Raw genomic sequence first — 24,905 nt, 5'->3', positions numbered from 1 at the left:
GTGTCGGCGCCGTACGCCTGGCGCGCCGCCCGCGTCACCCCGCTCGGCGAGCTGAACGCCCCGCCCCGGATGACCGCCGTCGCCCTGCGGCTGGCCGTGCAGGTGGTGCTGGTCTGGTCGCTGTGGCGGGGCCTGTACGCGCAGTCCGGCACGACCGCCGGCCTGAGCCGCGACCAGGCGGTCACCTACGCCGTACTGGCGGTACTGGCTTCCCGGCTGCGGGAGCTGGACCAGTACGCGGGCCGGGACACCGTCCTGCAGCACATGCACTTCGGCACCATCGTCTACTGGTACCTGCGTCCGCTGCCCCCGCAGCGCTACTACGCCCTGCGGGCCGCCGGCGAGCAGCTGTACGGGCTCGCGTGGGCGCTGACCGGGTATGTGATCTGCCTGGCCGCGGGGATCGTCGAGCCGCCCCGGTCGGCCTCGGTGGCCGGGGTGTTCGTCCTCAGCATGCTGCTGGGCCAGTGGGTTCTGTACTACGTCATGCTCGTGCTCGACCAGTTGTGCTTCTGGACGGTCCGCAACACCGCGGCGATGCTCATCCTGCTGTTCGCGCAGAACCTGCTGTCCGGGGTGTACGCGCCGCTGTGGTTCTTCCCGGACTGGTTCGTGACGATGAGCGCCTTCCTGCCGTTCCAGGCCACGCTGAGCGTGCCGCTGTCGCTGTACGTGGGGCGGATCCCGCTGTCCGACGCGGCGTTCCAGCTCTCGGTCCAGGCCGCGTGGGTCGTGGTGCTGGCGTTGTTCACCCGGTTTCTGTGGCGGCGGGCCGCCCGGCGCGTGATCTCGCAGGGAGGCTGAGATGTCGCTGAAGGCTCTGCGGATCGTGTGGCGCGTCACCGCGCTCAACTTCCGTGCGCAGCTGGAGTACCGCACCGAGTTCCTGCTGATGATCGCGATCGGGGCGATCTGGCAGGTGTCGGTGATCGTGTTCGCCACGGTGCTGCTGTCCCGGTTCGCCGGGATGGGCGGCTGGGACAGCGCGGACGTGCTGCTGATCCCGGCGATGCGGATGCTGGCGCACGCTCTGTTCGTGCTGCTGCTGGGGCGGATGCACATGGCCGGCCGGCAGATCCAGGAAGGGCGGATCGACATCTACCTGATGCGCCCCATGCCGGTGCACCGCCAGATCCAGCTGGCGTTCTTCCCGACCAACGCCATCGGAGACCTGACGGTGGCCACGGGCCTGATGGTGGGCGCGGTCGCCCGCAGCGACATGGACTGGACGACGGGCCGCGTCACGTACCTGATCGCGGCCGTGCTCGGCGGCATGCTGCTGGAGGCGGCCCTGTTCACGGTCGTGGCCAGTGCGTCCCTGCGCTTCCCGGCCGCCGACATGTGGGGCCGCTGGCTGGAGGAACTCCTCGGCACGTTCGGCAGCTACCCGCTGAACGTCCTCCCGAAGGCGGTGGGCGGCTTCCTCACCTTCGGTCTGCCGCTGGCCTTCGTCGCGTACTTCCCGGCGGCGGTCCTGACCGGCCACGGCCACACCACCGGTGTGCCCTACTGGCTGGCGGCGGCCTCACCGCTGCTGGGTCTGCTGGCGTATCTGGGGGCGCGGCTGGTGTGGCGGTGGGGTCTGCGGCACTACAGCGGGATCAACGGGTGACGGTGGCCCGCGGTCAGTCGGGTACCACGAGCGTGGCGGTCTCCCCCGGTTCGACGCCGACCGCCCGGTCGGGCAGTTCGACGTCGATCGGGGGGAGGTCGGAGGGCGGCACGGTGATCTCCAGTTCGCCGCTGGTCAGGCGCAGCCTGATCCCCCAGTGGCCCTGGTAGGCGATGGAGAATCCGTACGACGACAGCTCCGGCAGCGGCACGGGGTCCAGCCACAGCGCTCCGGCGCGGGTCTCCAGGCCGGTCAGCCCCCGCTGGACCAGGTCGAGGGTGCCGGCCATGGCGCCCAGGTGGATGCCCTCGCCGGTGGTGCCGCCCTGGAGGTCGGCGATGTCGCCGCGCAGGGCCTCCTGGCAGAACTTCCACGCATCGGCGCGGCGGCACCGGGCCAGGACCCAGCCGTGCACCAGGCCGCTGAGGGTGGAGCCGTGGCTGGTGCGGGCCAGGTAGTAGTCGACGGTGCGCCGCCAGGCTCCCTCGTCCAGCCGGTGGCCCAGCCGCTGGAAGAGTCCCTGTAGTTCGGCCGGTGAGAACAGGTACCCGAGCATCAGTACGTCGGCCTGCTTGGAGGCCTTGTAGTGGTTGACGCTGTCGCCCTCGGCCTCCAGGATCCGGTCCAGGCGCCGGATGTCGCCGTACCGCTGGAGGTAGGCGTCCCAGTCGAGTTCGGCGAGGTCGCCGTAGCCCTCGAACTGGCTGATGATCCCGTCGTGGAAGGGGACGTGGAGGGTGCGGGAGACCTCCTCCCAGCGGTCGGGTTCTCCGTCGTTCAGGGCGGTGCGTTCGACGAGTTCGCGGCGGCGGGGCTCCGGCAGGTCGCGCAGCACGTCCAGCGTCCGGGCGAGCACCCAGGCGGCCATGACGTTGGTGTACGCGTTGTCGTCCAGGCCGGGCCGTTCGGCGCCCGGGTATGCCTCGTGGTACTCGTCGGGGCCGACCACGCCCCGGATGCGGTGCCGCCCCAGGGACGCGTCCCAGGTGGCCGAGTCGGCCCAGAAGCGCGCGATCTGCAGCAGCATCTCGGCGCCCTTGGTGTGGAGGAACTCGGCGTCGCCGCCGGCCTCGCAGTACTGCCACACGTTGTAGGCGACCGCGGAACCGACGTGGTGCTGGAGGTGGGTGTGGTCGGGCAGCCAGCGCCCGGAGCGGGGGTTGAGGTGCAGTTGCTGGGTCTCCTCCCGCCCGTCGCTGCCGCTCTGCCACGGGTACAGCGCCCCGCGTCTGCCGGTGGCCCGGGCGGCGGCTCTGGCCCGGTCCAGGCGCCGGTGACGGTAGTGGAGCAGGGCGCGGGACACCTCGGGGAAGTGCAGGTTCAGATAGGGCAGGACGAAGAGCTCGTCCCAGAAGACGTGCCCGCGGTAGGCCTCGCCGTGCAGCCCGCGGGCCGGCACGCCCACGTCCAGGTCGGCGGTGTGCGGGGAGAGCGTCTGGAGCACGTGGAACAGATGCAGGCGCAAAATGGCTCCCGCCTCCCCCGGGACGTTGAGTTCGGCGCGGCGCCACAGCTGGTTCCACGCGGTGCGGTGGGAGGCCGGCAGTTCGTCGAAGCCCGGTGCCGCGCTCACCCGCTCCACGGCCGCCCGCAGCGGATCGCTGATCGCCGCGTCGCGCGAGGTGTGGAGGGCGACCGTCTTGTCGACGGTGACGGTGCGGCCCGGGGCCAGGGACAGGGTGAGCCGCTGCACGGCACGGCCGGGTTCGTGCACGTCCGAGACCGGTGCCGGGGCCGTCAGCCGGGCGGCCATGCCGATCCCGATGTCCGAGGTGCGGGTGCGGCAGCCCAGCCACACCGTGCCGGGCGTGGCCGTTCCGGTGTGCACCTGGGTCAGGTGGCGGCCGTCGAGGTCGCGGTAGCGCGGCACTCCGGCGTTGGTGACTCCCCCGTCGATCGCCGCCTCGACCTCCAGCTCACCGGTGTGGCCCTCGGCGGTGAACTCGGTGCGCAGTGCCGCCAGGTGCGGGTCGGCCATGTGCACCAGTCGCCACTGCCGTACGGACAGCGCCCGTCCCGCGCCGAGGGCGTAGCGGGTACGGCGCTCCAGCAGTCCCGAGTCCAGGTGCAGGGCCTGACGGTGCTCCAGCACCGTCGCCGTGTCCGGCGTGAGCCACGGGCCGCCCGCCGGGCGGAAGCGCAGCGGCAGCCAGTTGGGGAGGTTGACCAGGTCCTCGTTCTCGACGGAGCGTCCCGCGACCTGCGAGGTGAGCCGGTCGTAGCAGCCGGCCGCGTAGGTGCCCGGGTAGTGCACGTCGTCCGCCGCGCACTCGGGCAGCGCCCCGCGGGTGGCGAAGCAGCCGTTGCCCAGGGTGCACAGCGACTCCCGCAGCCGCTCCTCCGCGGGGTGGTACCCGTCGTACTGCCAGATCCGTTCCGTCACAGGGCGGTCTCCTCCCAGGGGGGCTCAGACGCGCTGCGGCACGACGGCCACGGGGCACTGGGCGTGGTGCAGCAACGTGTGGGCCACCGTGCCGAGCTGGAGCCCGAAGTGGCCCTGGCGGCGCCGGGCTCCGACGATCACGAGGTCGGCCGCGGCCGAGCGGTGCACCAGCACCTCGCGGGCCGGGCCCTCGACCGTCGTGCGGCGCACGCGTACGCCGGGGTGGTCGGCCAGGGCGTCACGGAGGAGCTCGTCGAGTTCGGTACCGGCCTCCTTCTCGTGGTCCCGGGCGGGTACCCCGGCGAGCGTGTCCGGGCCGGCGGTCGGGTACGCCGGGCGGCGCCAGGTCCGGACCACGTCGAGGACGCATCCGCGGACCTCGGCCTCACGGAAGGCGAACCGGGCCGCCTCCTCACTGGTGTCGGGTTCCCCGGCGCCGAGCATGATCCGCTCGTGGGTGCCGGCCAGGCCGGCCCGGTCGCCGCGCACCACGATCACCGGGCAGTGCGCGCGGGCGGCGACGGCCAGCCCGACGGAGCCGAGCAGCAGTCCCGTCAGCGCGCCGCGTCCCCGCGACCCCGTGATCAGGGCGGTGGCGTTGTTGCCCTCGTGCAGGAGGGCGTCCGCCGCGTCGGCGGGGTGGACGTCGGTGGACACCTTCACGTCGGGGTTGCGCCGGCCGGCGCGCTCCGCCGCGGAGGCGACGATGTGGTCTGCCCTCACCTGCGAGGTGGGGCGGCCCGGTCCGACCTTCGGGGCGAGGCCCTCGTACCGCTCCCAGAGGGAGCCGTGGACCAGCCGCAGCGGGAGACCGTGCCGGGCGGCCTCGTCCACCGCCCAGTCGATCGCCGGCAGGCAGCCGCCCGACCCGTCGACGCCCACGACCAGGGGAAGTTCCATCATCATCGTTCCCACCGCCTCGTGCTCGGGCAGTCTGCAGATCCACTCTCACCGTCGCACCCTAGGCAGCCGGGCGCGAGGGGGCGGTCGGGCCCCTGACAGGGACCAACGGCCCTCGGCCGGGGCCGGGCGGCCCGTGGTGCGCCGCGCACGCCGGGCGGACGCTGAGGTCAGCGGCCCCGGCCTCGGCAGCGCCGAGACGCCGCGGACCCGCGCGACGGACCCGCCGTCCGGCTGCGGCGGGCGCTGAAGGGAGCCCGGGGATGACCTCCACCACCAACCTGTCCGCAGGCCTCACGGCCGAGCACCGGGAGCGGCTGATGCGCGTCGCCCACGAGGTGTCCTTCGAGGCCGGCACGCGCCTGTTCGAGGAAGGCCGCCGTGCCGACCGGTTCTGGATCGTGCGGACCGGGACGGTCGTGCTCGACCTGCGCGTCCCGGGCCGTCGGGCCGCTGTCGTCGAGTCCCTGGGCCACGGTGAACTGGTCGGCTGGTCGTGGCACTTCGCGCCGTACGTGTGGCACCTGGGCGCGGAGGCGATGAGCCCGGTGCGCGCCTACGAGTTCGACGCGGAGGCCGTGCGGGCCCTGTGCGCAGGGGACCCCGAGTTCGGCCGCGCGGTCGCGTGCTGGGTCGGCCGGGTGGTCGCCGACCGGCTGCACGCCTCGCGTGCCCGGCTGCTCGACCTGTACGCCCCCTACGGCGGCGGGAGCCCGATATGAGCGGTCCCCGTCCCCACCCGGCCATCGGAGGAGAACGGCCATGCAGGGCAGCCCGCACATCGTCAGCGACGTCATGACGCACACCGTCGTGGCCGTGGGCCGTGACGCCGCGTTCAAGGACATCGTCGAGGTCATGGAGCAGTGGAAGGTCAGCGCGCTGCCCGTCCTGGAGGGCGAGGGCCGGGTGATCGGGGTGGTCTCCGAGGCCGATCTGCTGTTCAAGGAGGAGTTCCGCGACAGCGATCCGGACCGGTTCACGCAGCTGAGCAGGCTGTCCGACCTGGTCAAGGCGGGCGGGATGACGGCGGAGGATCTGATGAGCTCCCCGGCCGTGACCGTCCGCACCGGTGCCACACTCGCCCAGGCCGCGCGCATCATGGCCCGGCGCAAGGTGAAGCGGCTGCCGGTGGTCGACGAGGAAGGCCTCCTCGAGGGCGTCGTCAGCCGGGCGGACCTGCTCAAGGTGTTCCTGCGGACCGACGAGGACCTGGCCGAGGAGGTCCGCCGCGAGGTCGTGAGCCTCCTCTTCCCCGCACCCGCCGGACCCGTCGACGTGGAGGTGCGGGACGGGGTCGTCACCCTCACCGGCCATGTCCGGGACACCTCCCTCGTGCCCGTCGCGGCCCGTCTGATCCGCGCGGTGGAGGGTGTGGTGGACGTCGACTTCCGCCTGGCCGGGGCCCCGGCCCGGAGCGAGCGGCGGTAGGCGGCGCGGCGACCGGGGTGTCGTTGAGGGGTGTCCGGGGGGTGTTCGAATCAGCCGGTCATCCGCTTCCTCCACTGCGGCCCGACCCGCTCCCACTCCGCGTCCCACGCGGCCAGCCGCCGCCGGTCCAGACGCGCGCGGGCGAGTCGTCCGCCGGCCCAGACGGCGACCGCGGTGCCGGATCCGGCCAGCAGACCGGTGGCGGCCGCCTGGAACATCGACTCCGTCGGGGAGAGGGGCGCGTCGACCAGCGCGCCGGTGCGGTCCGTCCACACCGTCACCCGGGTCCCGGCCGCGGCGGCCGGCTCGACCTCGGTCCGTCCGGTGTGCGCGCCACCCTCCGGACCGGTCCAGCGCACCGTGGCCCACACCGTGTCGCCGTCGGAGCCGTCCGTCGACACCTGCGGGGTCTTCGGCGCCTGCTGGGTCAGCACGGCCGGGACGGCATGCGCCTCGGCGCGCTGTGCGGCGAGGGCGCCGTCCGTGGCTCCGGCCGCGGCCAGCCCCACCAGCACCCCGCCCAGCACGGCGAGGACGCGGGCGACGAGGACGATCCAGGCCTCGATGCGGTCGCTGCGCCGGCGCAGCGGGTTCTTCCGCCACCGCCACAGCCGCACCGTGTTCGAGTTCCTCCGACGGGTCTCCGTCATCGCGTTTCACCCCCACGCCACGGGTGTACTTCCAGTCTGCGCCGCCACCACCCCGGCTCGCCTCCCGCAGCGGGGCAGCGCGCAACCCCGGACCCGGACGCGGCGATCACACCGTGATCCGGCGCCCGGTGACGGCCACGGGCTCGATGCTCAGCCACAGCTCGCGCCGGCCTCCCGCCCAGGGCGTGCTGTACGCCTCCCTGTCGAGCCGGGCGCTCTCGTCCGGATCCGTCACGGCCCTCGCCGGGCCGCGCGCCAGTACGCTCCAGCCCTCGCTGAACGCCTCGTCGATGCGGTCGACCTCGAAGGCCACCTGGCGGCCGGCCGCCTCCGCGGGTGTGCTGCCGGAGTCGGTACGGAAGACGACCGCGCCCTCGACGACGCTGTAGTTGACCGGCACGACGGCCGGCCCGGAGTCCGTGATCACGGCCAGCCGCCCCACGCCGTGCGTCGCGAGCAGGGAGCGGCACTCGGCTTCGGTCAGCTCCGTGAACCGGGGGGTGCGGGCGGCCCGTCCGAGACCGGTGGGCAGTTCGGTGTCGCCGCCGGTGAGGTGCCACACCGTGGTCTTCAGTGCCCCGGCCAGCTTGAGGAGGGAGCCGGCGCCCGGGGCCGCGGTCGGCTGCTCCTCCAGGTACTGGAGGTAGGCCGTCGCCATGCCCGCGCGCGCCGCGGTCTCCTTTCGGCTCAGGCCGAGTTCCGTACGCCGCTGGGTGATCCGGCGCCCCAGGTCACCCGCCGGGTTCCCCTCCACGGCGTGCGACGAGGCCTGTTCGGTCATGGCACGTCACCTCATCTCCTTCGTCAGGCCGCCCGGAAGGGGACGACCTCCTCGTGCCGCTCCCCGCCGAGCACGACCTTGAGCGCACCGGTGTCGGCGGCCCGCCCGAAGACGTCGTACGCCTCCTCCATGTCGGTCAGCGGGAAGGTGTGGGTGACCAGCCGCCCGGTGGGCAGGCGGCCCGTGGCCGCCATCCGGAGCAGGGTGGGGGTGGAGTAGGTGTCCACCAGGCCCGTGGTGATGGTGACGTTCTTGATCCACAGGTCTTCCAGGTGCAGGGTGGCCGGCCCGCCGTGCACGCCGATGTTGGCCACGTGCCCGCCGGGCCGCACCATGCGCGTACAGAGTTCGAAGGTCTCCGGGACGCCGACCGCCTCGACGACCACGTCCGCGCCGAGCCCGTCGGTGAGGTCCTCGATCAGCTGCTCGGGGGCCTCCCGCGCGTCCGCCACCGCGTCCGCGCCGAGTTCCCTGGCCGCGTCCAGCCGTGTCGGGGCGAGGTCCACGGCGACGATCCGCTCCGGTGCGAACAGCCGGGCGGTGGCGACGGCCGCGAGCCCGATGGGTCCGGCGCCGACGACGGCGACGGTGTCGCCGGGCCGTACGTGCCCGTTGAGCACTCCGACCTCGTAGGACGTCGGGAAGATGTCGGCCAGCAGCACGGCGTCCGCGCTGTCCAGGGCGCTGGGCAGCACGTGCACGGAGAGGTCGGCGTACGGCACGCGGACGTACTCGGCCTGGGTGCCGTCGATCAGATGGCCGAGGATCCAGCCCCCGCCGCCCCGGCACTGGCCGTACATGCCGTCGCGGCAGTAGCGGCAGCGGCCGCAGGCGGTGATGCAGGAGACCAGCACCCGGTCCCCCGGCCGCACCGTGTGCACGTCGCCGCCGACGTCGACGATCTCGCCGACCGCCTCGTGCCCCAGCACGGTGCCCGGGCGTACCTCGGGCACGTCGCCCTTGAGGATGTGCAGGTCCGTTCCGCAGATGGTGACGGCGTCGACCCGCACGATCGCGTCGGTCGCCTCCTTGGTGCCGGGGTCCGGGACGTCCTCCCAGGCGGACTGTCCCGGGCCGTGGAAGACGTAGCCCCTCATGGCGTTCCCACCTTCCTCGCGGGGGCGATGTGCCCGGTTTGCACTCCCGTTCCAGCTTGGCGCGGACCGGTGGCCCGCGCTTGGGCCGGTCGGCCCCATCCGCCCGCCGGACAGGGCCTCGCGCGGCCGGGCCGCCGCACTGGGGCCGTTCGGCCCTATCGCGCTCCCCATCCGCCGGGCTTTGCTCGGACCATGTACGACTCCCCCGGCGGGTCCCTCACGCGGCCTGCGGAGCGCACGGCACGCGTGGTGACGCTGCACGACGAGATCGACCTGCTCACGGCACCGGCCCTGCGGGAGCGCCTCGACCTGCTGACCGCCGGCCCCCGTCCCGACCTGGTGCTGGACCTGCGCCCGGTGTCCTTCATCGACTGCACCGGACTGGGCGTCCTGTGCCGGGCGCGCAACCGCGTGCTGGCCCGGCGCGGCCGGCTGCGGCTGGTCACCGACAGCGGTTTCCTCCGGCGCGTCCTGCGGCACGCCGGTCTGGCCGGGGTCTTCGAGGTGCTGCCCGGCATGCCGCCGCAGCCCAGGGAGGAGCGCGAGGAGGAGCACGGGAAGGGTGCGGCATCGGTATGACAGGGGCCGATCGGCCCTAGTGCTTCCGTTGACCGCACGTGATGATCGTTGTCACGGGCGGTGCGCCGTCCGTCCTTCCGGCGTTCCGGGAACGAGGGATCGAGATGACCGAGCCGCGCGCCTTCACCGAGGAGCACCCGATCCGGGTCTTCCTGCTCGACGACCACGAGGTGGTGCGCCGCGGTCTGGCCGATCTGCTGGACGCCGAGCCCGACATCTCGGTGGTCGGGGACGCCGAGAACGTCGAGCACGCGCTCGTCCGGGGCCCCGCGCTCCGTCCCGACGTCGCCGTGCTCGACGTACGCCTGCCGGACGGGGACGGGATCACCGTCTGCCGGGAACTGCGCAGCCGGATGCCCGGGCTGGCCTGTCTGATGCTGACCTCCTTCGACGACGAGGAGGCCCTGCTCGACGCGATCATGGCCGGGGCCTCGGGGTACGTACTCAAACAGATCAGGGGCTCCGACCTGGTCTCGGCGGTGCGCACCGTCGCCTCCGGGCGGTCGATGCTCGACCCGGACACCACGGCCCGGCTGATGCGCTCGCTGCGCGCCGACCCGGACGGGGAACCGGCGCTCGCCCCGGAGCTGGCGAGCCTGTCACCGCGCGAGCGGGAGATCCTCGCCCTGATCGGGGACGGGCTGACCAACCGCGAGATCGGCAAGAAGCTCTATCTGTCCGAGAAGACGGTCAAGAACCACATCTCGCGGCTGCTGGCCAAGCTCGGTGTGCAGCGGCGCGTCCAGGCGGCGGTCCTCGCGTCGCAGCTGGAGCAGCCCGTGACGGGTGAGCGCCCGGCGCGCTGACCCCGGCCGCCGGGAAGGCGGTGGTCAGTCCTTCGCCGGCCGCACGGGCACCCGCCACACCACCCGGGTGCCGCCGCCCTCGGGGCGCTCACCGACCCGGAGGTCACCGCCCAGGGCCACGGCCCGCTCCTCCATGTTCTTCAGCCCGCTGCGCGCGGTGCCCGCGGGGATCCCGCGTCCGTCATCGGTCACGGTCAGGGTCAACTCGCCGTGCGCGTACCGCAGGTACACGTCGACGGAGCGCGCCGCGGAGTGCCGGGCCGTGTTGCTCAGCGCCTCGCCGAGCACCGCGAGCGCGTGGTCGGCGACCTCGCCCGGCACCTCCGTGTCGACCAGCCCCTCGATCCGTACCGCGGGGGCGAAGCCCAGGGACGAGGTCGCCGCCGTGACCGTGTCCGACACCCGGGCGCGCAGGCCACCGCCCTCGCCCGCGCGGCCGCCCTGCACCCGCAGTCCGAAGATCGTGGAGCGGATGATCTTGATGGTCTCGTCCAGGTCGTCCACGGTCCGCGACAGCCTCTCCACGGCCTCCGGGTGGTCGACGAAACGCTGGGTGCTCTGCAGTGTCATGCCGGCGGCGAACAGCCGCTGGATGGCCAGGTCGTGCAGGTCGCGTGCGATCCGGTCGCGGTCCCGCAGCAGCGCGATCTGCTCGGCGTCCCGGCGCCGCTCGGCCAGCTCCAGCGCCAGGGCCGCCTGCCCGGCGAACCCGAGCAGGGGGCGGGTGTCGGAGTCCGTGAACGGCGTACGGCCCGCCGCGCGCCCCAGGAGCAGCACTCCGCCGGCCTTGCCGCCGGCCTCCAGCGGCACTCCCACGACGGGTCCGAGCCCGGCCCACTGCTCGGCGTCCCGGCTGGTCCGCGGGTCCTCCTGGATGTCGGTGCTCACCACCGGCTCCGCCGTCGTCAGCACGGCGTTGACGAACCCGTCCTGCCCGGACATCACCAGGCCGCTGCGCCGCTCCGCGTCCAGTCCGGCGGCGAGCAGCGGCCGCAGCGCGTTCTCCTCCGGCACCCGCTCGGCGATCATCCCGGCATCGGCGTCGGTGATCTGCCGCGCCCGCTCCACGATCAGTTCCAGGACGTCCGTGCCCGGTGCGCCCGACAGCAGGGCGCGCGTGACCTCGGAACTGGCCCCCAGCCACCGCTCGCGCAGCCGTGTCTCCTCGTACATGCGGGCGTTCTCGATCGCCACGCCAGCCGCCACCGCGAGGGTGGAGAGCACCGACTCGTCCTCGGCGTCGAACTCCGTCGCGCCGCGCTTCTCGGTGAGGTAGAGGTTGCCGAACACCCGGTCGCGGGCCCGGATGGGCACACCCAGGAACGAGTGCATCGGCGGGTGGTGGGCCGGGAAGCCGTACGAGGCCGAGTGCTCGGAGATCTCCGCCAGGCGCAGCGGCTCGGGGTGCCGGATCAGCTCGCCCAGGATGCCGTGCCCGCTGGGCAGGTCCCCGATCCGGGCCCGCTGCTCCGCGCTGACGCCGACGGTGTGGAACTCGGAGAGCATACGGTCGTTGCCGATGACGCCCAGGGCCCCGTACTCGGCGTCCACGAGCACCACGGCCGCCTCGACGATACGTCGCAGCACCTGGGCGAGGTCCAGCTCCCGTCCGACCGACAGCACCGCCTCCAGCAGGCTGTGCACCCGGCCCTGGGCGCCGCGCGCCGCGTCGATCCGCGACTGGAGTTCGTCCAGCAGCTCGTCCAGCCGCAACTTGGGCAGGTGCTGCTCGGACCGCCCGGGCCGTTCCCCGCTCATCGCAGCCTCCGACCGGTTCCCGCGGACGCACCGGATGGGCGCCTCCTCCACCTCACGATAATGGGTGATGGCCTGGTCAGGCCGGTTTCCGGCCGCGGCCCGACCCGCGGATCGGGGTGAACAGGGCGGTCACGGCGAGCAGCGCACAGGTCGCTCCGGCGGCCAGGGCGACGGGGGCCGTGCCCTGTTCCTCGGCGGCCCAGGTGAGCAGGGCCGCGCCGACGGGGGCGGCCGCGTACTGCAGGGTCCAGAAGGCGGAGGTGACGCGGCCCAGGAGATGTTCCGGGGTGACCTCCTGACGGAGCGACATGGAGCAGGTGCCCGCCACGCCGACGCAGGCGAGGAAGGCGGCGCTCAGGGCCGCGACGACCGGCACGTCACGGGCCCAGCCGAGACCGGCGAAGGCGAGTCCGCACACCGCGACCGCCCCGGTCCACGTCGGGCCGAAGCCTAGCCGGCGGCGGAGCCGGGCCACCAGCAGGGCACCGGTGATGGTGCCCAGCGCGCCGAGCGCCATGACGGTGCCTACCGTGCCGTCGTCGTGACCGAGGTCGTGCTTGAGGTGGTAGATGACCAGGTCGTTCAGGCCGAGCGTGAGGAAACTGAACACGAACAGCAGGACGGTCAGTGAGCGCAGCACCGGATGGCCGCGCAGGAAGGCGACACCGGTGCGCAGGTCCCGCCACAGTCCCTGGCGCGCGCCCGTCCGCTCGTCGCCCGCCGTACGCGTCCGGAACCGTACGAAGAGCAGGCAGGTGGCGGACACTCCGAAGCTGGCCGCGTCCACGCCCACGGCCGCGGCCGGGCCGGACCAGGCGGCGACCAGTCCCGCGCACAGCGGCCCGAGGACGCCCGCAGCGGCGGCCGTGGCATTGAGCCGCCCGTTGGCCTCGGTGAGCCGCTCGGTGCCGACCAGGCCGCGCACGACGGTGACGTAGCCCACCGCGAACAGCATGCCGACGGCCTCGCACAGCGGCAGCACCACATACAGCAGCCAGATCTGCGGGCCGAACAGCCACACCAGCGGGATCACCCCGTACAGGCCCATGCGTACCAGGTCGCAGGTGATGAGCAGCCGGCGCCGGTCCACCCGGTCCACCACCGCCCCGGCGAACACCGCCGCCACGACCGACGCCGCGCCGCCCACCGCCGTCAGCAGCCCCATCCGCGCGACCGAGCCGGTGGCCTCCAGGACCAGCAGGGGCAGGGCGATCAGCGCGAAGGAGTCGCCGAGAACGGAGAGCGTCTGCGCGGCCCAGAAGATCCCGAAGTCCCGCTGTCGCCACAGCGGCCGGGGGCCGCGTAAGCCGTCACCGGCCGCGTCCGCCGGGGTGCCGCCGCCGTCGCCGGCCGCGTCCGTCAGACGGTTTCCGCCGGGCTCGGCCGCGTCCCTCGGAGTGTTTCTGCCGGAGTCGGCCACGTCCGCCGGAGGGTTTCCGCCGGAGTCCTCCTCGCTCCGCGCCGCCTCGTACGTCATACCGCCCGCCCCGCCCGGCGACCCGCCATGCGCCCTGCCCGCCCCATACGCCCTCCCCCGCCTCCCGGCTCCCCGGCTCCCCGGCTCCCCGGCTCCCCGGCAACTTTACGGCTCGCGCGACGACCGGACACGGCGACCGGGGCAGGCCGGCAACTGGCGTGCGGTGCGCGGGAAAAGCGCTACCGAGGGGCGCGCGGAGGAGGTAGCGTCACTCGCGTGAGGTGATCTCTCTGCGCGGTGTCCCGGACGCCGCAGACGCGAAACGAACCCGCTTTCCGTGACGTTTCCGCAGGAGAGATCACCATGCACATCGTCCTGGGCGACACCCCCGACGACACTCTGGCCGCCTTCACCGCACGGGCGGCCGCGGACCCCGGCGTCGCCGGGCTGGTCCTCAGCGGCTCCCGGGTCCACGAGGGCATGCCGACCGTCCACTCCGACTACGACCTGCACGTGATCCTCCAGGACCGGCACGCCTCCGAACTCGCCGGACTCGACTGGTTCCGCTCCCCCCACCTCGACCTCGTGGTGATCCCCCTGGCGGAGTTCCGCACCCGCGGCATGCCCGGCCGCCCCGACAGCTTCGCGCGGTACTCCTACGTCCACGCCGAGGTGCTGCTCGACCGCCTCGACGGGACCGTCGCCCGGATCCTCGACGAGAAGCGGGCGCTCAGCGCCGAGGAAGCCAGAACCGCCGTCGACGGCTGGCTCGACGCCTACGTCAACCAGACCTACCGCTCTCTGAAGAGCTACCGCGACGGCCGCCCCGCCATGGGCCACCTGGACGCCGCCGAGTCCGTCCCGTACGCCCTGGAGGTGCTCTTCGCGCTGCACCGCCGCGTCCGGCCGTACAACAAGTACCTCCAGTGGGAGCTGGAGCGCAGCCCGCTGGGCGAGCCGCGGTGGGACGCGGAGCGGCTGCTGCCCGTCGTGCGCCGTCTGCTCGCCGACGGGGACCCGCACACTCAGCGCGCGCTCTTCACCGGCATCGAGAAGGCCGCGCGGGCGGCGGGGCACGACGCGGTCCTCGACTCCTGGGGCACGGACCTGAACCTGCTGCGTCACCCCTGACGTCGGCGCGTCTCCCACTGTTCTCCCGAACCCCCTTGCGGATCAAAGGCGTTGGCCCGAACCTGAGCACCGTTCACCTTTCATCCGTTCGCCTTTCCGTCCGCTCGCCTCCCGACCGGAAGACACCCCCCCCATGAAGAGACTGATCGGCACGCTCGTGGCCACCGCCCTCGCCTGCACGGGCCTCGCAGCCACCTCCGCCGCACCCGCCGCCGCGGCGGACTCCGGCTCCTTCAGCGTCCTCACCTACAACGTCGCGGGCCTGCCCGAGGGCCTGAGCTCCGGCCATCCGGAGAAGAACACCCCGCTGATCTCCCCGCGCCTCGGGGCGTACGACATCGTCAACGTGCAGGAGGACTTCAACTACCACGCCGCCCTGTACGCGGGCGACGACCACGCCCACCGCACCGCGACCAGCGGCGGCGTCCCCTTCGGCGACGGCCTCAACACCCTCTCGGACCATCCCTTCGAGGACTTCCAGCGGGTGAAGTGGAACAAGTGCACCGGCACCAACTGCCTCACCCCGAAGGGCTTCTCGCTGGCACGGGTACGGCTGGCCGAGGGCGTCTTCGTGGACCTCTACAACGTGCACACGAACGCCGACGACACGGACGACGCGCTCGCCGCCCGCCGGGCCAACGTCGAGCAGCTCTCCGACTTCATCCAGGCGAACTCGGCGGGCAACGCGGTCATCGTCATGGGTGACACCAACACGCGGTACACCCGCGCCGGCGACAACATCCGCACGCTGCTGAGCGAGAACGGCCTGACCGACGCATGGGTCCAGCGGGTGAAGGGCGGAACGCCGCCCGCCCAGGGCAGTGCCCCGCTCGTCTGCCCCACCACCGCCCCCACGGACGACTGCGAGGTCGTGGACAAGATCCTCTACCGGGGCAGCAAGCTGGTGCGCCTGAACGCCACGCGCTACCACAACGACTGGTCGTCCTTCCTGGACTCCGCGGGCGGCAACCTCTCCGACCACTTCCCGCACACGGTCGACTTCTCCTACACCCTCGACTCCTCGCTGCGGGCCAGCGACTTCTTCGGCGGCCCGCACGGCACGGCCTTCAACGACGCGGACGACCTGCCCGCGACGCCGGCTCCCCGCACTCTGACGCTGCGCGGCGGCGCCCGGCTGGACGGGGTGTCCCTCACCCACGACGGCGGTACGGCCCTCACCCATGGAGGCACCGGCGGCACGGCGGCGTCCCTGACGCTGTCCCCGGGTGAGCACCTGACCTCGGTGAAGCTGACGCAGGGCCAGAAGGACGGCCGGACACGGTTGTTCTCAGCGGCGTTCACCACGGACAAGGGGCGAACGCTGTCCACCGGTACGGCCACGTCCGACATGAAGACCTTCACGGCCCCGGCCGGTCTGCAGATCGCCGGGTTCACGGGCCGCGCGGGCGACGAGATCGACAAGCTGGGGGTGGTGTACGCGCCGATCCGCTGAGGTCCGTACTACGCTCTTTCCCTCTCCAACGCGCTGATGGACAACGGGGGAACGGCGATGGCGCGAGTCGTGGTGGTGCACGGGATCGGGCACGAGTGGTCGGGTTCGGCGCTGATGGGCCGGGACGTGGTACCGGCGCTGCGGGACGGCGTACGGCAGGGTTCGGGGCTGCGGCTCGACGATGACGACGTCGCCTGCGCGTTCTACGGCGACGTCTTCTTCGAGGAGGGCACCCGCGGTCTGGGCGTGCCGCCCTGGGACGAACACGACGTCGAGGAGGGCTTCGAAGCGGAGCTGCTCATGGTCTGGTGGGAAGCGGCGGCGCGCGCGGAACCGGGGGTGCCGGCACCGGACGAGCCCGGCACCCGGGCGTTCCCCGGCGCGGGATGGCTGCTGTCCCAGCGGATGCGTTCCGCGCTGGACGCGCTGTCAGGGTCCCGGTTCTTCGGCGCGTACTCGGACCGCATGATGGTGTTCGCCCTGAAGCAGGTGCGGCGGTACATGAACGAGCCGCCCGTCTGGCAGGCCGCGCGGGCCCGGGTGGCGGAGGAGATCGGCGACGACACCCGGGTGGTGGTGGCGCACTCGCTCGGGTCGGTCGTGGCGTACGAGGCGCTGTGCGAGCACCCGGAGTGGCCGGTCACCGACTTCGTGACGCTGGGGTCACCGCTCGGCCTTTCGCTGGTCTTCAACCGGCTGAGCCCGCTGCCCGAGGCGGGGAAGGGTGCCTGGCCCGGGAACGTCCGCCGGTGGACGAACATCACCGACCCGGGCGATGTGGTGGCCGTCGTCCACGAACTCGCCCCGCGCTTCGGCGCGGTGGTGGACGAGTCCCTCGACAACGGCCTCAAGCCGCACAGCCTGCCGCGCTACCTGACGGCGAAGAAGACGGGCCGGGCGATCGCCGAGGGGCTGATGTGACGGACTCGGCGGCGGGGAGGCGCTTCCTGATCTCGGTCGGGGTGGGCACCTACAAGGACTCCGGCATCCCGGGCCTGCCGGGCGCCGTCGCGGACGCGGACCGGGTGGCGGCACTGCTCGCCCCCATGGGCTACATTCGCGTTCTGGAGGAGCTGTCCCGCAACCCCTCTCGCAACGCGCTGGTCGAGGGTATGGACGAGTGGGCCTTCGAGACGCGGCTGGGCCCGGAGGACGTCGTGGTCGTCTACTTCGCGGGCCACGGCCAGAAGAACGGCCCGAAGCACCACCTCCTCTGCGCGAACCACCGCCCCGGCCTGTGGTCGTCGACGGCGGTCAAGAGCGACGACTTCGCCGAGCCCCTGGTGCAGAGCGACGTCGGGCACCTCCTGGTCGTCCTCGACACCTGCTTCGCGAGCGCCGGCACGGAGAGCGTCGCGACCCTCGCGGCCCAGCTCACGGACCGGCGGCGGGGCAGTGCCCAGCGCGCGGTGCTCGCGGCGGCCCGGGGCAAGGAACTGGCCAAGGAGAACAAGTTCGTCGACGCGCTGGAGCGGGTGCTCGCGAAGCCCCAGGCGGGGCCGTCGCAGCGGTACTTGAGCGTGCGTGAGGTGACCGCGCGCATCAACGAACTCCTCGACTCCCCGAACCAGCACGCAAGTCACTCGGTCATCGACAGCGCGGGTCACGACCCCTTCTTCGACAACCGGCTGTATGTACCGGAGGCGGTGCACAGCGGACTCGATCTGTCCGTCCTGGCCGAGTTGCGCAAGCGCCACGACGGGCACTACGGCCCACGCGGCAAGGGGCTGGAGCACGCGGGCGAACGGGGCAGCTACTTCACCGGCCGCATTCCCGCTCTGACGTCACTGGCCGCATGGCTCACCGGGCCGCACGACCGCAAGGCCCGAGTCGTCACAGGCGACCCGGGATCCGGCAAGTCGGCCGTTCTGGGCCGTTTCCTCGAACTGACCGACCCGGACCACGCGGCGCGCGGCGCGACGCCGGGCGCGGGCTGGCTGCCGCCGCTCGGCATGAACGTCATCCGCCTCTGGGCCCGCCGGGTCACCGGCACGGACCTGGTGCGTGACCTGGGGGCCGCCCTCTCGCTCCCGGACGCGGACCGGGACCAGCTCCTCAAGGCGCTCGGGGAACGCACGGACCCGGTCACCATCGTGATCGACTCCTTGGACGAGGCCGGCACGGCGGGCGACCAGTCCGAGGGCCGCAGAGTGGCCCGCGAACTCCTCCAGCCCCTGTCGGCCCTGCCGTCGGTCCGCCTGCTCATCGGTACCCGACGCGACCTGATCCCCGCCCTCGGCCACGCGGTCGAGGTCATCGACCTGGATGCCGACGAGCACGCGCGCGAGGCGGTGACGGAGTACGCCCGAGCGGTGCTGCTCGACGCCCACGACCCCGACAGCCTCTCCCCCTACCGGGCGGATCCGGAGCCGGCCCGCCGGGTCGCCACCGGCATCGCGGCCCAGGCCGGCCGCTCCTTCCTCGTCGCCCGGATGAACGCGCGGGCGCTGGTGCACCGGCAGGAGGTCGTCGACACGAGTGTCGAGGGCTGGGAACGGACGCTGCCGAGCGACGCGCGGGAGGCCTTCGCGGCGTACCTGGACCGTTTCGGCGCGGCCCGCCAGAGGGTGGTTCGTCTGCTGCGCCCCCTCGCGTACGCGCAGGGCGAGGGCCTGCCGTGGTCGACGGTCTGGGCACCGCTGGCCGAGGCGCTGTCGGGGACGCCGTGCACGAACGACGACCTGGACTGGCTGTTCGAGAACGCGGGGTCGTACATCACGGAGTCGGACCACGGCACGGGGTCGGTGTACCGGCTGTACCACGAGACGATGGCGGAGTACCTGCGGGTGCCGAGCCGGGCGGCGGAGCATCACCGGGCACTCGCGACCGGCCTGACGGCTCTGGTGCCGGCCGATCCCCTCAACGGCGAGCGTGACTGGGCGACGGCCCACCCCTACGTCCTCACGCATCTGGCGAGCCATGCGGCGGCGGGGGGTGGCCTGGACCGGTTGCTGACCGATGCGGAGTATCTGGTGCACGCTCATCCCGCTTCCCTGCTGCGGGCGTTGGACTCCGCGACGAGTGAGGAGGGGCGGAGGGTCGCGTCGGTGTACCGGACGTCAGCGCATCTCCTGCCACGGCTGAGCATCGGCAACCGCCGGGACGTCCTCTCGGTGGACGCGGCGCGCTACGGCGAACAGGAGTTGTCACGGCGGCTGGCCCGGGGGCGGGGGTGGAGGGTGCGGTGGGCCACCGGGGGGCTGGTGCATCCGGCGCATCGGCGGACGTTGACGGTGGAGGACGACGTTTCCGCCGTATGCAGTACGAGCATCAACGATCGCCCGCACGTACTTGCGGCCTGCGACAGTGGCGTGGTGCACGTGTGGGATCTGCAAACCGGGGACTGCACGCTGACCCTTGACGACGCCGAGGGCATAACAGAGGTCAGCGGCATCGACATCGGCCATCAGCCCTACGCCCTCACCTTCGGCTACCAGGACACCGTGTGCCTGTGGAACCTGCTGACGGGAGAATGCCGACTCGTCATCAAGGAGCCCGGCGACGTCCGAGCACTCTGCGGCGTGACCCTCGACGACCGCCCTCACGCCCTCACGGGAGGCAGGAACGGAATTCGTCTCTGGGACCTCCTGACGGGAGAACGTGTTCTCGACCTCGGTGAACCGAAGGGCGTCAGCGCCCTCTGCGGTGTCACTGTCGACGACCGGCCGCATGCTCTCACCTGCGACGGCGACGGCATCGTACGTCTCTGCGACCTCCGCAGCGGGGAGCACACACTCACTCTCGACGCACGCACCACCGCCCTCGTCGCCTGCAGCGTCGACATCGACGGTCGGCCGCACGCCGTCACCACCAGCGACGAGACCGTAGACCTGTGGGACCTGCGGACCGGGCAGCGCCTGCGCACACTCGCCGGACACACCGCCGGCGTGCAATCGGTCTGCGGTGTCACCGTGGACGGCCGACCTCATGTCCTCACGTGCGGCGACGACGAAACCGTCCGTCTCTGGGATGTCCGGACCGGCGACTGCGTCCTCGTCCTCACGGGACACACGAACGCCTTGCTCGCGGTGTGCGCAGCCACGGTGAACGGCCGCCCCCACGCCGTCTCCGGCGGTTACGACACCACACTGCGTGTGTGGGACCTGACCAGCAGACACATCGCCTCCCCGCGCGGCTGGCACAGCAACTGGATCACCGCGATCGACAGTGTCCTCGTGAACGATCGCCACCACGTCATCACCAGCGGCTACGACAATTCGGTACGCCTCTGGGACCTCGGCACCGGGCAGTGCGTCGACGCTTTCGTGCCGCTGGACGGCGTTCGGAGCGTGCAGTTCGCCGTCATCGACGGCCGACCCCATGCCGTGACCAGGGGCTCGGAGCGCGCCCTGCACGTCTGGGACTTCCGGACGAGGCAACGCGTCCTCACCTTCACGGGACACGACAAGATTGTCCGGGCGGTCGGCCTCCTCGATGTGAAGGACGGGCCCCGCATGGTGACATGCGACTACGACCATTCCCTGCAACTCTGGGATGTCACCGACGGAGCACTCGTCCGGGTCGTTCCTCAGGCGGTCGCCAATTCCGTGGAGGGCGCTGTCGCCGGCGTCCTCCTCGAGGATCGCCCGCATGCTCTCACCGCCACGTTCGACGGCCGGGTGGAAGTGTGGGACATCGAGGCGGGAAAACGTGTCCGCACGCTCCACGGGCACAAGCGGGGCGTGGAGGCGATCTGCTCCACGACCCTCGACCACCGCCCCCACGCTCTTACCGGAAGCTACGATCGCACGGTGCGTCTGTGGGACCTCCACACCGGGGAAACCGTCCTCTGCCTCACCGGGCACACCGCCCGGATCAACCTGGTCCGCAGCATCACCCTCGACGGCGAACCCCACGCCCTCACAGCCTCCGACGACCACACCACCCGCCTCTGGAACCTCCGCACCGGCGAATGCACCCACACTCTCGCCCTCCCTCTGGTCGCCACCGCCGTCACAGCCGTCGACAACCAGCTCGTCCTCTGTTTCGCCAACGACATGGCCCTGTTCGAGAGGTAATACAAAGCCCCCCATGCCCAGAGCCGGCCTCACCCCCGACCGTCTCGTCGCGGCCGCAGCCGACCTCGCCGACGAGGCCGGCTTCGAGCACGTCACCCTGTCCGCCCTGGCACGCCGCTTCGGGGTGAAGGACGCGAGTCTCTACTCGCACGTCAGGAACCTCCAGGACCTGCGCACCCGCATGGCCCTCCTAGCGGGCGGCGAGATGATCGACCGGATCGCGGCAGCCGTCGAAGGACGGGAGGCCGGGAAAGAAACCCTGGCGGCCTTCGCGGGGGCCTACCGGGCCTACGCCCTGGAACACCCCGGGCGGTACGCGGCGACCCAGATCCCCCTCGACCAGGCCCTCGTCACCGACTCCCCCGCGTTGCGCCGCACGGCCGACGTCACCTACGGCATGCTGCGCGCCTACGGCCTGGAGGAGCCCGACCTCACGGACGCCGTACGCCTGCTGCGCAGCACCTTCCACGGCTACTGCGCCCTGGAGTCCACCGGCGCGTTCGGCGCACCCCGTGATCTGCAGGCGTCCTGGGACAGGGCGGTCGACGCCCTGCACGTACTGCTGGAGAACTGGCCCGGCGAGAAGAGGACGGCTCATGCGTGACACGGCGGACCGGATAGCGGAGACCTACGGCCTCGGGCCCGGTCCCTGGACCATGTCCCCGGTCACCCGGGGCGCCCTGGGCCAGATCTGGAAGCTCTCCGGGAACGGGCACGCGTGGGCCGTGAAGGAGCTCCTCTTCGGCTGCGACCCGGCGCAGGTCGGCCGTGAGGCCGCGCTGCGGGACGCCGCGGCGGACCTGGGCATCGCCTCGCCCCGGCTCCACCCCGACCGGCACGGCGCGCACGTCACGTGTCCCGGCCTCCCGGGCGGGTCGTACGTGAAGCTGTACGACTGGGTCGAGGGCACGAAGGCGGACGCGTCCGACCCGGAGGTCCTGGACTGGTTCGGCCGGACCATGGCGCTGCTGCACCGGGCCGGTGCGGGCGCCGTCGAGGCGCCGGGCGACTGGTACGAGCGGTGTCCGGACGACGCCGAGTGGGAGGACGTCCTCAAGAAGGTGCGGGACGCCGGCCTGCCGTGGTCGGAGGAGCTCGCCCGCTTCGTCGCGACGACGGCGCCGCAGCTGGCCCACTGGGTGACACCGTCCGCGCCGAGCGGCCTGGTGACCTCACACCTCGACCTCCAGCCCCAGAACGTCCTGGTCGGCCCGGACGGGCCGGCCCTCCTCGACTGGGACAACGCCGGGCCGGTCTCGGCGGAACGGGAGTTCGCGCGGGCCGTCTACGTGTGGTCGGGCCGTAACGAGGTCGACGTCGCATCCGCACGGCGCCTCGCCCGGGCCTACCGCAGGGCCGGGGGCCCGGCCGCCGTGACCGGCCCGGAGTCGTTCGCGATGCTCTTCGCCACGGACCTGAACTACATCCACGTGCAGGCCGAGACGGCCGTCGATCCGGCTGTGACCGACGCGCAGCGCGAGTTCGCGGGACGCCAGGTACTCACCTTCCTGCGCGACGTGCCGGACCTGGCCGTGATCGCCCTGCTGGTCGCCGCGCTCGACACATAGGGCAGTGTCATCGGTGCGGGATCGGCCGGAGATTGACCGGAAACGCATCCGATGTCTTCGGTCCGGACCATTGACCACGTGACCTCGTGGCGCAACTCTGTATGGCGCTGCCGAACGAGTCGCTGAACTCAGTACACCCATGTGAACGCCGCTGCCCTGGACTTTCCATGCCCCCCACCTTCCGGAAAGCAAGGTCGCATCCATGAGCAGGACCACGACGCCGACCGCGTAGACGGAGGCTCCCCGGTCGCCAGACATCGGATGAAAGGGTCCGGCAGGCCAATGGCCCGTTCCGCAAAGGCCCCACCGCAAGGCCTTTTTCGAAAGGGAGGAACATGAGACGCCGACGCATGTCCGCAGCGCTGACGACCGTCGCCCTGGCCGCCGTCACCCTGTCCGCTCTCCCGGCGGCCGCCCCGGCCGTGGCCGCGGGCGTGCGGCCCGCGAGCCGCCCGGCCGCCGCCCCCGACTGGTCTGTGGCCCTCGTCGACTCCACCATGGCCCGCTACACCCCGAGCACCCTCGGCAACTGGTCCTACCCGGTCGGCCTCTACCTCTACGGCCAGTACCTCACCTACCGGCGCACGCACGAGGCCCGCTACCTCACCTACATCAAGGACTACGTAGACCGCTTCGTGAAGAGCGACGGCTCCATGGACCAGCCGTTCAACAGCCTGGACAGCATGCAGGCCGGCCGGCTGCTGGTGATCCTGCACCACGAGACGGGCGACGACCGCTACCGCAAGGCGGCGAAGAAGATCCGCGACCGCCTCAACACCTTTCCGCGCACCTCCGACGGCGGTTTCTGGCACGCCGACACCGCCAGCCGCGCGGGTCAACTCTGGGCGGATGGCGTCTACATGGTGAACCCGTTCCTCGTCGAGTACGGCAAGGAGTTCGGCGACCGGACGTACGCCAACGACGAGGCGGCCCAGCAGCTCGCCCTCTACGGCGGCCACCTGCAGGTCGCGAGCGGCCTGCTGAAACACGCCTACGACGAGTCGAAGAGCGTGAGCTGGGCGGACCCGCAGACCGGGCTCGCCCCCGAGCACTGGTGCCGGGCCGTCGGCTGGTACTCCATGGCGATCACCGACGTGCTCGACGCGATCCCCGCCAACCATCCCCGCCGGGCCCAACTCCTCAGGATCTTCCGCAAGTTGGCGGCCGGCCTGGAGAAGTACCAGGACCCGGCGACCGGGCGCTGGTTCCAGGTGATCGACAAGGGCGACAGCAGCGGCAACTGGACCGAGACGTCCTGCTCCAGCATGTTCACCTACGCCCTCGACCGCGGCGCGCAAAAGGGATACCTCGACCGCCACTACGAGGCCGTCGCCCGCCGCGGCTACCAGGGCGTCCTGGCGAAGCTGTCGATCGGCACCGACGGCCGCACCGAGCTCGCCGACATCTCCGAAGGCACGAACGTCGGCGACTACGCGTACTACATCGCCCGCAAACGGGCCACCAACGACTTCCACGGGCTGGGCGCGTTCCTGATCATGAACGAACAGCTGCGAGGTGATTAGTGTCATGAGCACATCCAGAAGGAGGCTGCTGGGTGCCGCCCTCGGCGGCGCGGCGGGAGCCGCGGTCGGTCTACCGGCCGCCACCACGGCGCACGCCGCCTCCTGGCAGCAGAAGTGGGCGCCGTCCGCGAGCGAGGACGGCCTGGGCGCCTTCGAGACGATCGAGGACGACCGCGCCGACTCGCACACCGCCGGACAGCCGCACATCTACGCCACCGGCAACAACTGGCGCTTCAACATGCACACGGTCGACCGCGACACGTCGACCGACCGGCAGCGGCAGGAGGTCACCGGGCTGCGCACCAGCGGCAGCAGCTACCTCAAGTGGACCCAGGGCCAGACCTGGCGGGTCACGTACTCCATGTACATCCCGAGCTCGTTGAAGGCGACCACCACCTTCACGCACATCATGCAGATGAAGCAGCCGGGCAGCGGCAGCTCGCCGATCGTCGTGCAGTCCCTGCGCCGGGTGGGCGGCAGGCAGACCATCGAGCTGAAGCTCGCCATCGACGACATCCTCATCGGCCGCACCGATCTGGACCCCCTGCACGACAAGTGGACCGACGTCGACTTCCAGATCAAGGTCGGCAACGGGTCGGCGGGTTCGGTCCGCTGGATCCTCAAGAGCGGCGGCTCGACCGTCATCGACGCGTCGAAGACCGGCGTCGACACCTTCCTGGCCGACCGCGTGCGCCCGAAGTGGGGCATCTACCGCTCCCTCGGTGACACCTCCGGATCCCTGCAGAACACCTACCTCCTGCTCACCAACCTCCGCGGCTACCAGCTCGGATGAGGAGCGAC

Annotated in this window: 21 protein-coding genes; 14 read left to right on the top strand and 7 right to left on the bottom strand. The window is 72.1% G+C overall.

Annotated elements, in window-relative coordinates:
* Positions 1-804, top strand: a complete 804-nt coding sequence (locus ABZ016_RS25905; protein ID WP_356919076.1) for an ABC-2 family transporter protein — start codon at positions 1-3, stop codon at positions 802-804.
* 1 nt (position 805) lies between these two features.
* Positions 806-1,612 carry an ABC-2 family transporter protein gene (locus ABZ016_RS25900; protein ID WP_356919075.1) on the top strand — a complete coding sequence of 269 codons (807 nt, stop codon included), beginning with the start codon at positions 806-808 and terminating at the stop codon, positions 1,610-1,612.
* Positions 1,613-1,625: 13 nt separating this feature from the next.
* On the opposite strand, the gene ABZ016_RS25895 is transcribed toward ABZ016_RS25900, so the two are convergent.
* Both ABZ016_RS25895 and ABZ016_RS25890 read right to left on the bottom strand, forming a co-directional pair.
* On the bottom strand, positions 1,626-3,995 hold the full coding sequence (locus tag ABZ016_RS25895; RefSeq protein ID WP_356919074.1) for a glycosyl hydrolase family 65 protein: 2,370 nt from the start codon (positions 3,993-3,995) through the stop codon (positions 1,626-1,628).
* Positions 3,996-4,019: 24 nt separating this feature from the next.
* Positions 4,020-4,895: a universal stress protein gene (locus tag ABZ016_RS25890; RefSeq protein ID WP_356919106.1), complete on the bottom strand. Its 876-nt coding sequence runs from the start codon at positions 4,893-4,895 to the stop codon at positions 4,020-4,022.
* A 263-nt stretch (positions 4,896-5,158) separates the two neighbouring features.
* Here ABZ016_RS25890 and ABZ016_RS25885 point away from each other — a divergent pair, with 263 nt between their 5' ends.
* Both ABZ016_RS25885 and ABZ016_RS25880 read left to right on the top strand, forming a co-directional pair.
* Positions 5,159-5,617, top strand: a complete 459-nt coding sequence (locus tag ABZ016_RS25885) for a cyclic nucleotide-binding domain-containing protein (protein WP_356919073.1) — start codon at positions 5,159-5,161, stop codon at positions 5,615-5,617.
* 40 nt (positions 5,618-5,657) lie between these two features.
* A complete protein-coding gene (locus tag ABZ016_RS25880; RefSeq protein WP_356919072.1) occupies positions 5,658-6,323 on the top strand; it encodes a CBS domain-containing protein in 666 nt (221 codons plus the stop codon).
* Between the two features lie 50 nt (positions 6,324-6,373).
* Here ABZ016_RS25880 and ABZ016_RS25875 read toward each other — a convergent pair whose 3' ends face one another.
* From ABZ016_RS25875 to ABZ016_RS25865, 3 genes are all read right to left on the bottom strand, one after another.
* Positions 6,374-6,973: a hypothetical protein gene (locus tag ABZ016_RS25875; protein ID WP_356919071.1), complete on the bottom strand. Its 600-nt coding sequence runs from the start codon at positions 6,971-6,973 to the stop codon at positions 6,374-6,376.
* Positions 6,974-7,079: 106 nt separating this feature from the next.
* Positions 7,080-7,754 carry a pyridoxamine 5'-phosphate oxidase family protein gene (locus tag ABZ016_RS25870; RefSeq protein ID WP_356919070.1) on the bottom strand — a complete coding sequence of 225 codons (675 nt, stop codon included), beginning with the start codon at positions 7,752-7,754 and terminating at the stop codon, positions 7,080-7,082.
* A 23-nt stretch (positions 7,755-7,777) separates the two neighbouring features.
* The gene (locus tag ABZ016_RS25865) at positions 7,778-8,851 is read right to left on the bottom strand and encodes a zinc-dependent alcohol dehydrogenase family protein (RefSeq protein ID WP_356919069.1); all 1,074 of its coding nucleotides are present in this window, start codon (positions 8,849-8,851) and stop codon (positions 7,778-7,780) included.
* A 192-nt stretch (positions 8,852-9,043) separates the two neighbouring features.
* Between ABZ016_RS25865 and ABZ016_RS25860 the strand changes: the two genes are divergently transcribed.
* Entirely contained in the window at positions 9,044-9,430 is a 387-nt protein-coding gene (locus ABZ016_RS25860) for an STAS domain-containing protein (protein WP_356919068.1), read from the top strand.
* Between the two features lie 104 nt (positions 9,431-9,534).
* Complete coding sequence (locus ABZ016_RS25855) at positions 9,535-10,236, top strand: response regulator transcription factor (RefSeq protein WP_356919067.1); 702 nt, start codon at positions 9,535-9,537, stop codon at positions 10,234-10,236.
* Between the two features lie 24 nt (positions 10,237-10,260).
* Here the strand turns inward: ABZ016_RS25855 and ABZ016_RS25850 are convergent, their stop codons facing one another.
* Entirely contained in the window at positions 10,261-11,994 is a 1,734-nt protein-coding gene (locus ABZ016_RS25850; protein ID WP_356919066.1) for a GAF domain-containing protein, read from the bottom strand.
* A 76-nt stretch (positions 11,995-12,070) separates the two neighbouring features.
* Entirely contained in the window at positions 12,071-13,357 is a 1,287-nt protein-coding gene (locus ABZ016_RS25845; RefSeq protein ID WP_356919105.1) for an MFS transporter, read from the bottom strand.
* Positions 13,358-13,774: 417 nt separating this feature from the next.
* On the opposite strand from ABZ016_RS25845, the gene ABZ016_RS25840 reads away from it, so the two are divergent.
* The 8 genes from ABZ016_RS25840 to ABZ016_RS25805 all read left to right on the top strand — a co-directional run bounded on the left by ABZ016_RS25840 (position 13,775) and on the right by ABZ016_RS25805 (position 24,897).
* Positions 13,775-14,542: a hypothetical protein gene (locus ABZ016_RS25840; protein WP_356919065.1), complete on the top strand. Its 768-nt coding sequence runs from the start codon at positions 13,775-13,777 to the stop codon at positions 14,540-14,542.
* Positions 14,543-14,675: 133 nt separating this feature from the next.
* Positions 14,676-15,995, top strand: coding sequence for a jacalin-like lectin (locus tag ABZ016_RS25835; protein ID WP_356919064.1), 1,320 nt, complete (start codon positions 14,676-14,678; stop codon positions 15,993-15,995).
* 57 nt (positions 15,996-16,052) lie between these two features.
* Positions 16,053-16,916 carry an antibiotic ABC transporter ATP-binding protein gene (locus ABZ016_RS25830; protein ID WP_356919063.1) on the top strand — a complete coding sequence of 288 codons (864 nt, stop codon included), beginning with the start codon at positions 16,053-16,055 and terminating at the stop codon, positions 16,914-16,916.
* Positions 16,913-21,013, top strand: coding sequence for a caspase family protein (locus ABZ016_RS25825; protein WP_356919062.1), 4,101 nt, complete (start codon positions 16,913-16,915; stop codon positions 21,011-21,013). The genes ABZ016_RS25830 and ABZ016_RS25825 overlap by 4 nt, the downstream gene beginning before the upstream one ends.
* A 13-nt stretch (positions 21,014-21,026) precedes the next feature.
* Complete coding sequence (locus tag ABZ016_RS25820; protein WP_356919061.1) at positions 21,027-21,617, top strand: TetR-like C-terminal domain-containing protein; 591 nt, start codon at positions 21,027-21,029, stop codon at positions 21,615-21,617.
* Positions 21,610-22,581: an aminoglycoside phosphotransferase family protein gene (locus ABZ016_RS25815; protein WP_356919060.1), complete on the top strand. Its 972-nt coding sequence runs from the start codon at positions 21,610-21,612 to the stop codon at positions 22,579-22,581. The genes ABZ016_RS25820 and ABZ016_RS25815 overlap by 8 nt, the downstream gene beginning before the upstream one ends.
* 335 nt (positions 22,582-22,916) lie before the next feature.
* Positions 22,917-24,104 (top strand): glycoside hydrolase family 88 protein, encoded by a 1,188-nt coding sequence (locus tag ABZ016_RS25810; RefSeq protein ID WP_356919059.1) that lies wholly within the window; start codon positions 22,917-22,919, stop codon positions 24,102-24,104.
* A 4-nt stretch (positions 24,105-24,108) separates the two neighbouring features.
* On the top strand, positions 24,109-24,897 hold the full coding sequence (locus ABZ016_RS25805; RefSeq protein ID WP_356919058.1) for a Tat pathway signal sequence domain protein: 789 nt from the start codon (positions 24,109-24,111) through the stop codon (positions 24,895-24,897).
* Positions 24,898-24,905 lie beyond the last annotated feature (8 nt).

This window comes from Streptomyces sp. NPDC006372 (assembly GCF_040612515.1).
Lineage (GTDB): Bacteria > Actinomycetota > Actinomycetes > Streptomycetales > Streptomycetaceae > Streptomyces.
The sequence above is the reverse complement of the archived record's forward strand: the minus strand, read 5'-3'. Positions and strand labels throughout refer to the sequence as shown.

Bases quoted from the DNA above. Each gene is read 5' to 3' on its own strand.
- ABZ016_RS25805 (WP_356919058.1), top strand. From the start codon at position 24,109: ATGAGCACATCCAGAAGGAGGCTGCTGGGTGCCGCCCTCGGCGGCGCG.
- ABZ016_RS25810 (WP_356919059.1), top strand. From the start codon at position 22,917: ATGAGACGCCGACGCATGTCCGCAGCGCTGACGACCGTCGCCCTGGCC.
- ABZ016_RS25830 (WP_356919063.1), top strand. From the start codon at position 16,053: ATGGCGCGAGTCGTGGTGGTGCACGGGATCGGGCACGAGTGGTCGGGT.
- ABZ016_RS25855 (WP_356919067.1), top strand. From the start codon at position 9,535: ATGACCGAGCCGCGCGCCTTCACCGAGGAGCACCCGATCCGGGTCTTC.
- ABZ016_RS25840 (WP_356919065.1), top strand. From the start codon at position 13,775: ATGCACATCGTCCTGGGCGACACCCCCGACGACACTCTGGCCGCCTTC.
- ABZ016_RS25875 (WP_356919071.1), bottom strand. From the start codon at position 6,973: ATGACGGAGACCCGTCGGAGGAACTCGAACACGGTGCGGCTGTGGCGG.
- ABZ016_RS25865 (WP_356919069.1), bottom strand. From the start codon at position 8,851: ATGAGGGGCTACGTCTTCCACGGCCCGGGACAGTCCGCCTGGGAGGAC.
- ABZ016_RS25820 (WP_356919061.1), top strand. From the start codon at position 21,027: ATGCCCAGAGCCGGCCTCACCCCCGACCGTCTCGTCGCGGCCGCAGCC.
- ABZ016_RS25835 (WP_356919064.1), top strand. From the start codon at position 14,676: ATGAAGAGACTGATCGGCACGCTCGTGGCCACCGCCCTCGCCTGCACG.
- ABZ016_RS25860 (WP_356919068.1), top strand. From the start codon at position 9,044: ATGTACGACTCCCCCGGCGGGTCCCTCACGCGGCCTGCGGAGCGCACG.
- ABZ016_RS25870 (WP_356919070.1), bottom strand. From the start codon at position 7,754: ATGACCGAACAGGCCTCGTCGCACGCCGTGGAGGGGAACCCGGCGGGT.
- ABZ016_RS25880 (WP_356919072.1), top strand. From the start codon at position 5,658: ATGCAGGGCAGCCCGCACATCGTCAGCGACGTCATGACGCACACCGTC.
- ABZ016_RS25890 (WP_356919106.1), bottom strand. From the start codon at position 4,895: ATGGAACTTCCCCTGGTCGTGGGCGTCGACGGGTCGGGCGGCTGCCTG.
- ABZ016_RS25900 (WP_356919075.1), top strand. From the start codon at position 806: ATGTCGCTGAAGGCTCTGCGGATCGTGTGGCGCGTCACCGCGCTCAAC.
- ABZ016_RS25885 (WP_356919073.1), top strand. From the start codon at position 5,159: ATGACCTCCACCACCAACCTGTCCGCAGGCCTCACGGCCGAGCACCGG.
- ABZ016_RS25815 (WP_356919060.1), top strand. From the start codon at position 21,610: ATGCGTGACACGGCGGACCGGATAGCGGAGACCTACGGCCTCGGGCCC.
- ABZ016_RS25850 (WP_356919066.1), bottom strand. From the start codon at position 11,994: ATGAGCGGGGAACGGCCCGGGCGGTCCGAGCAGCACCTGCCCAAGTTG.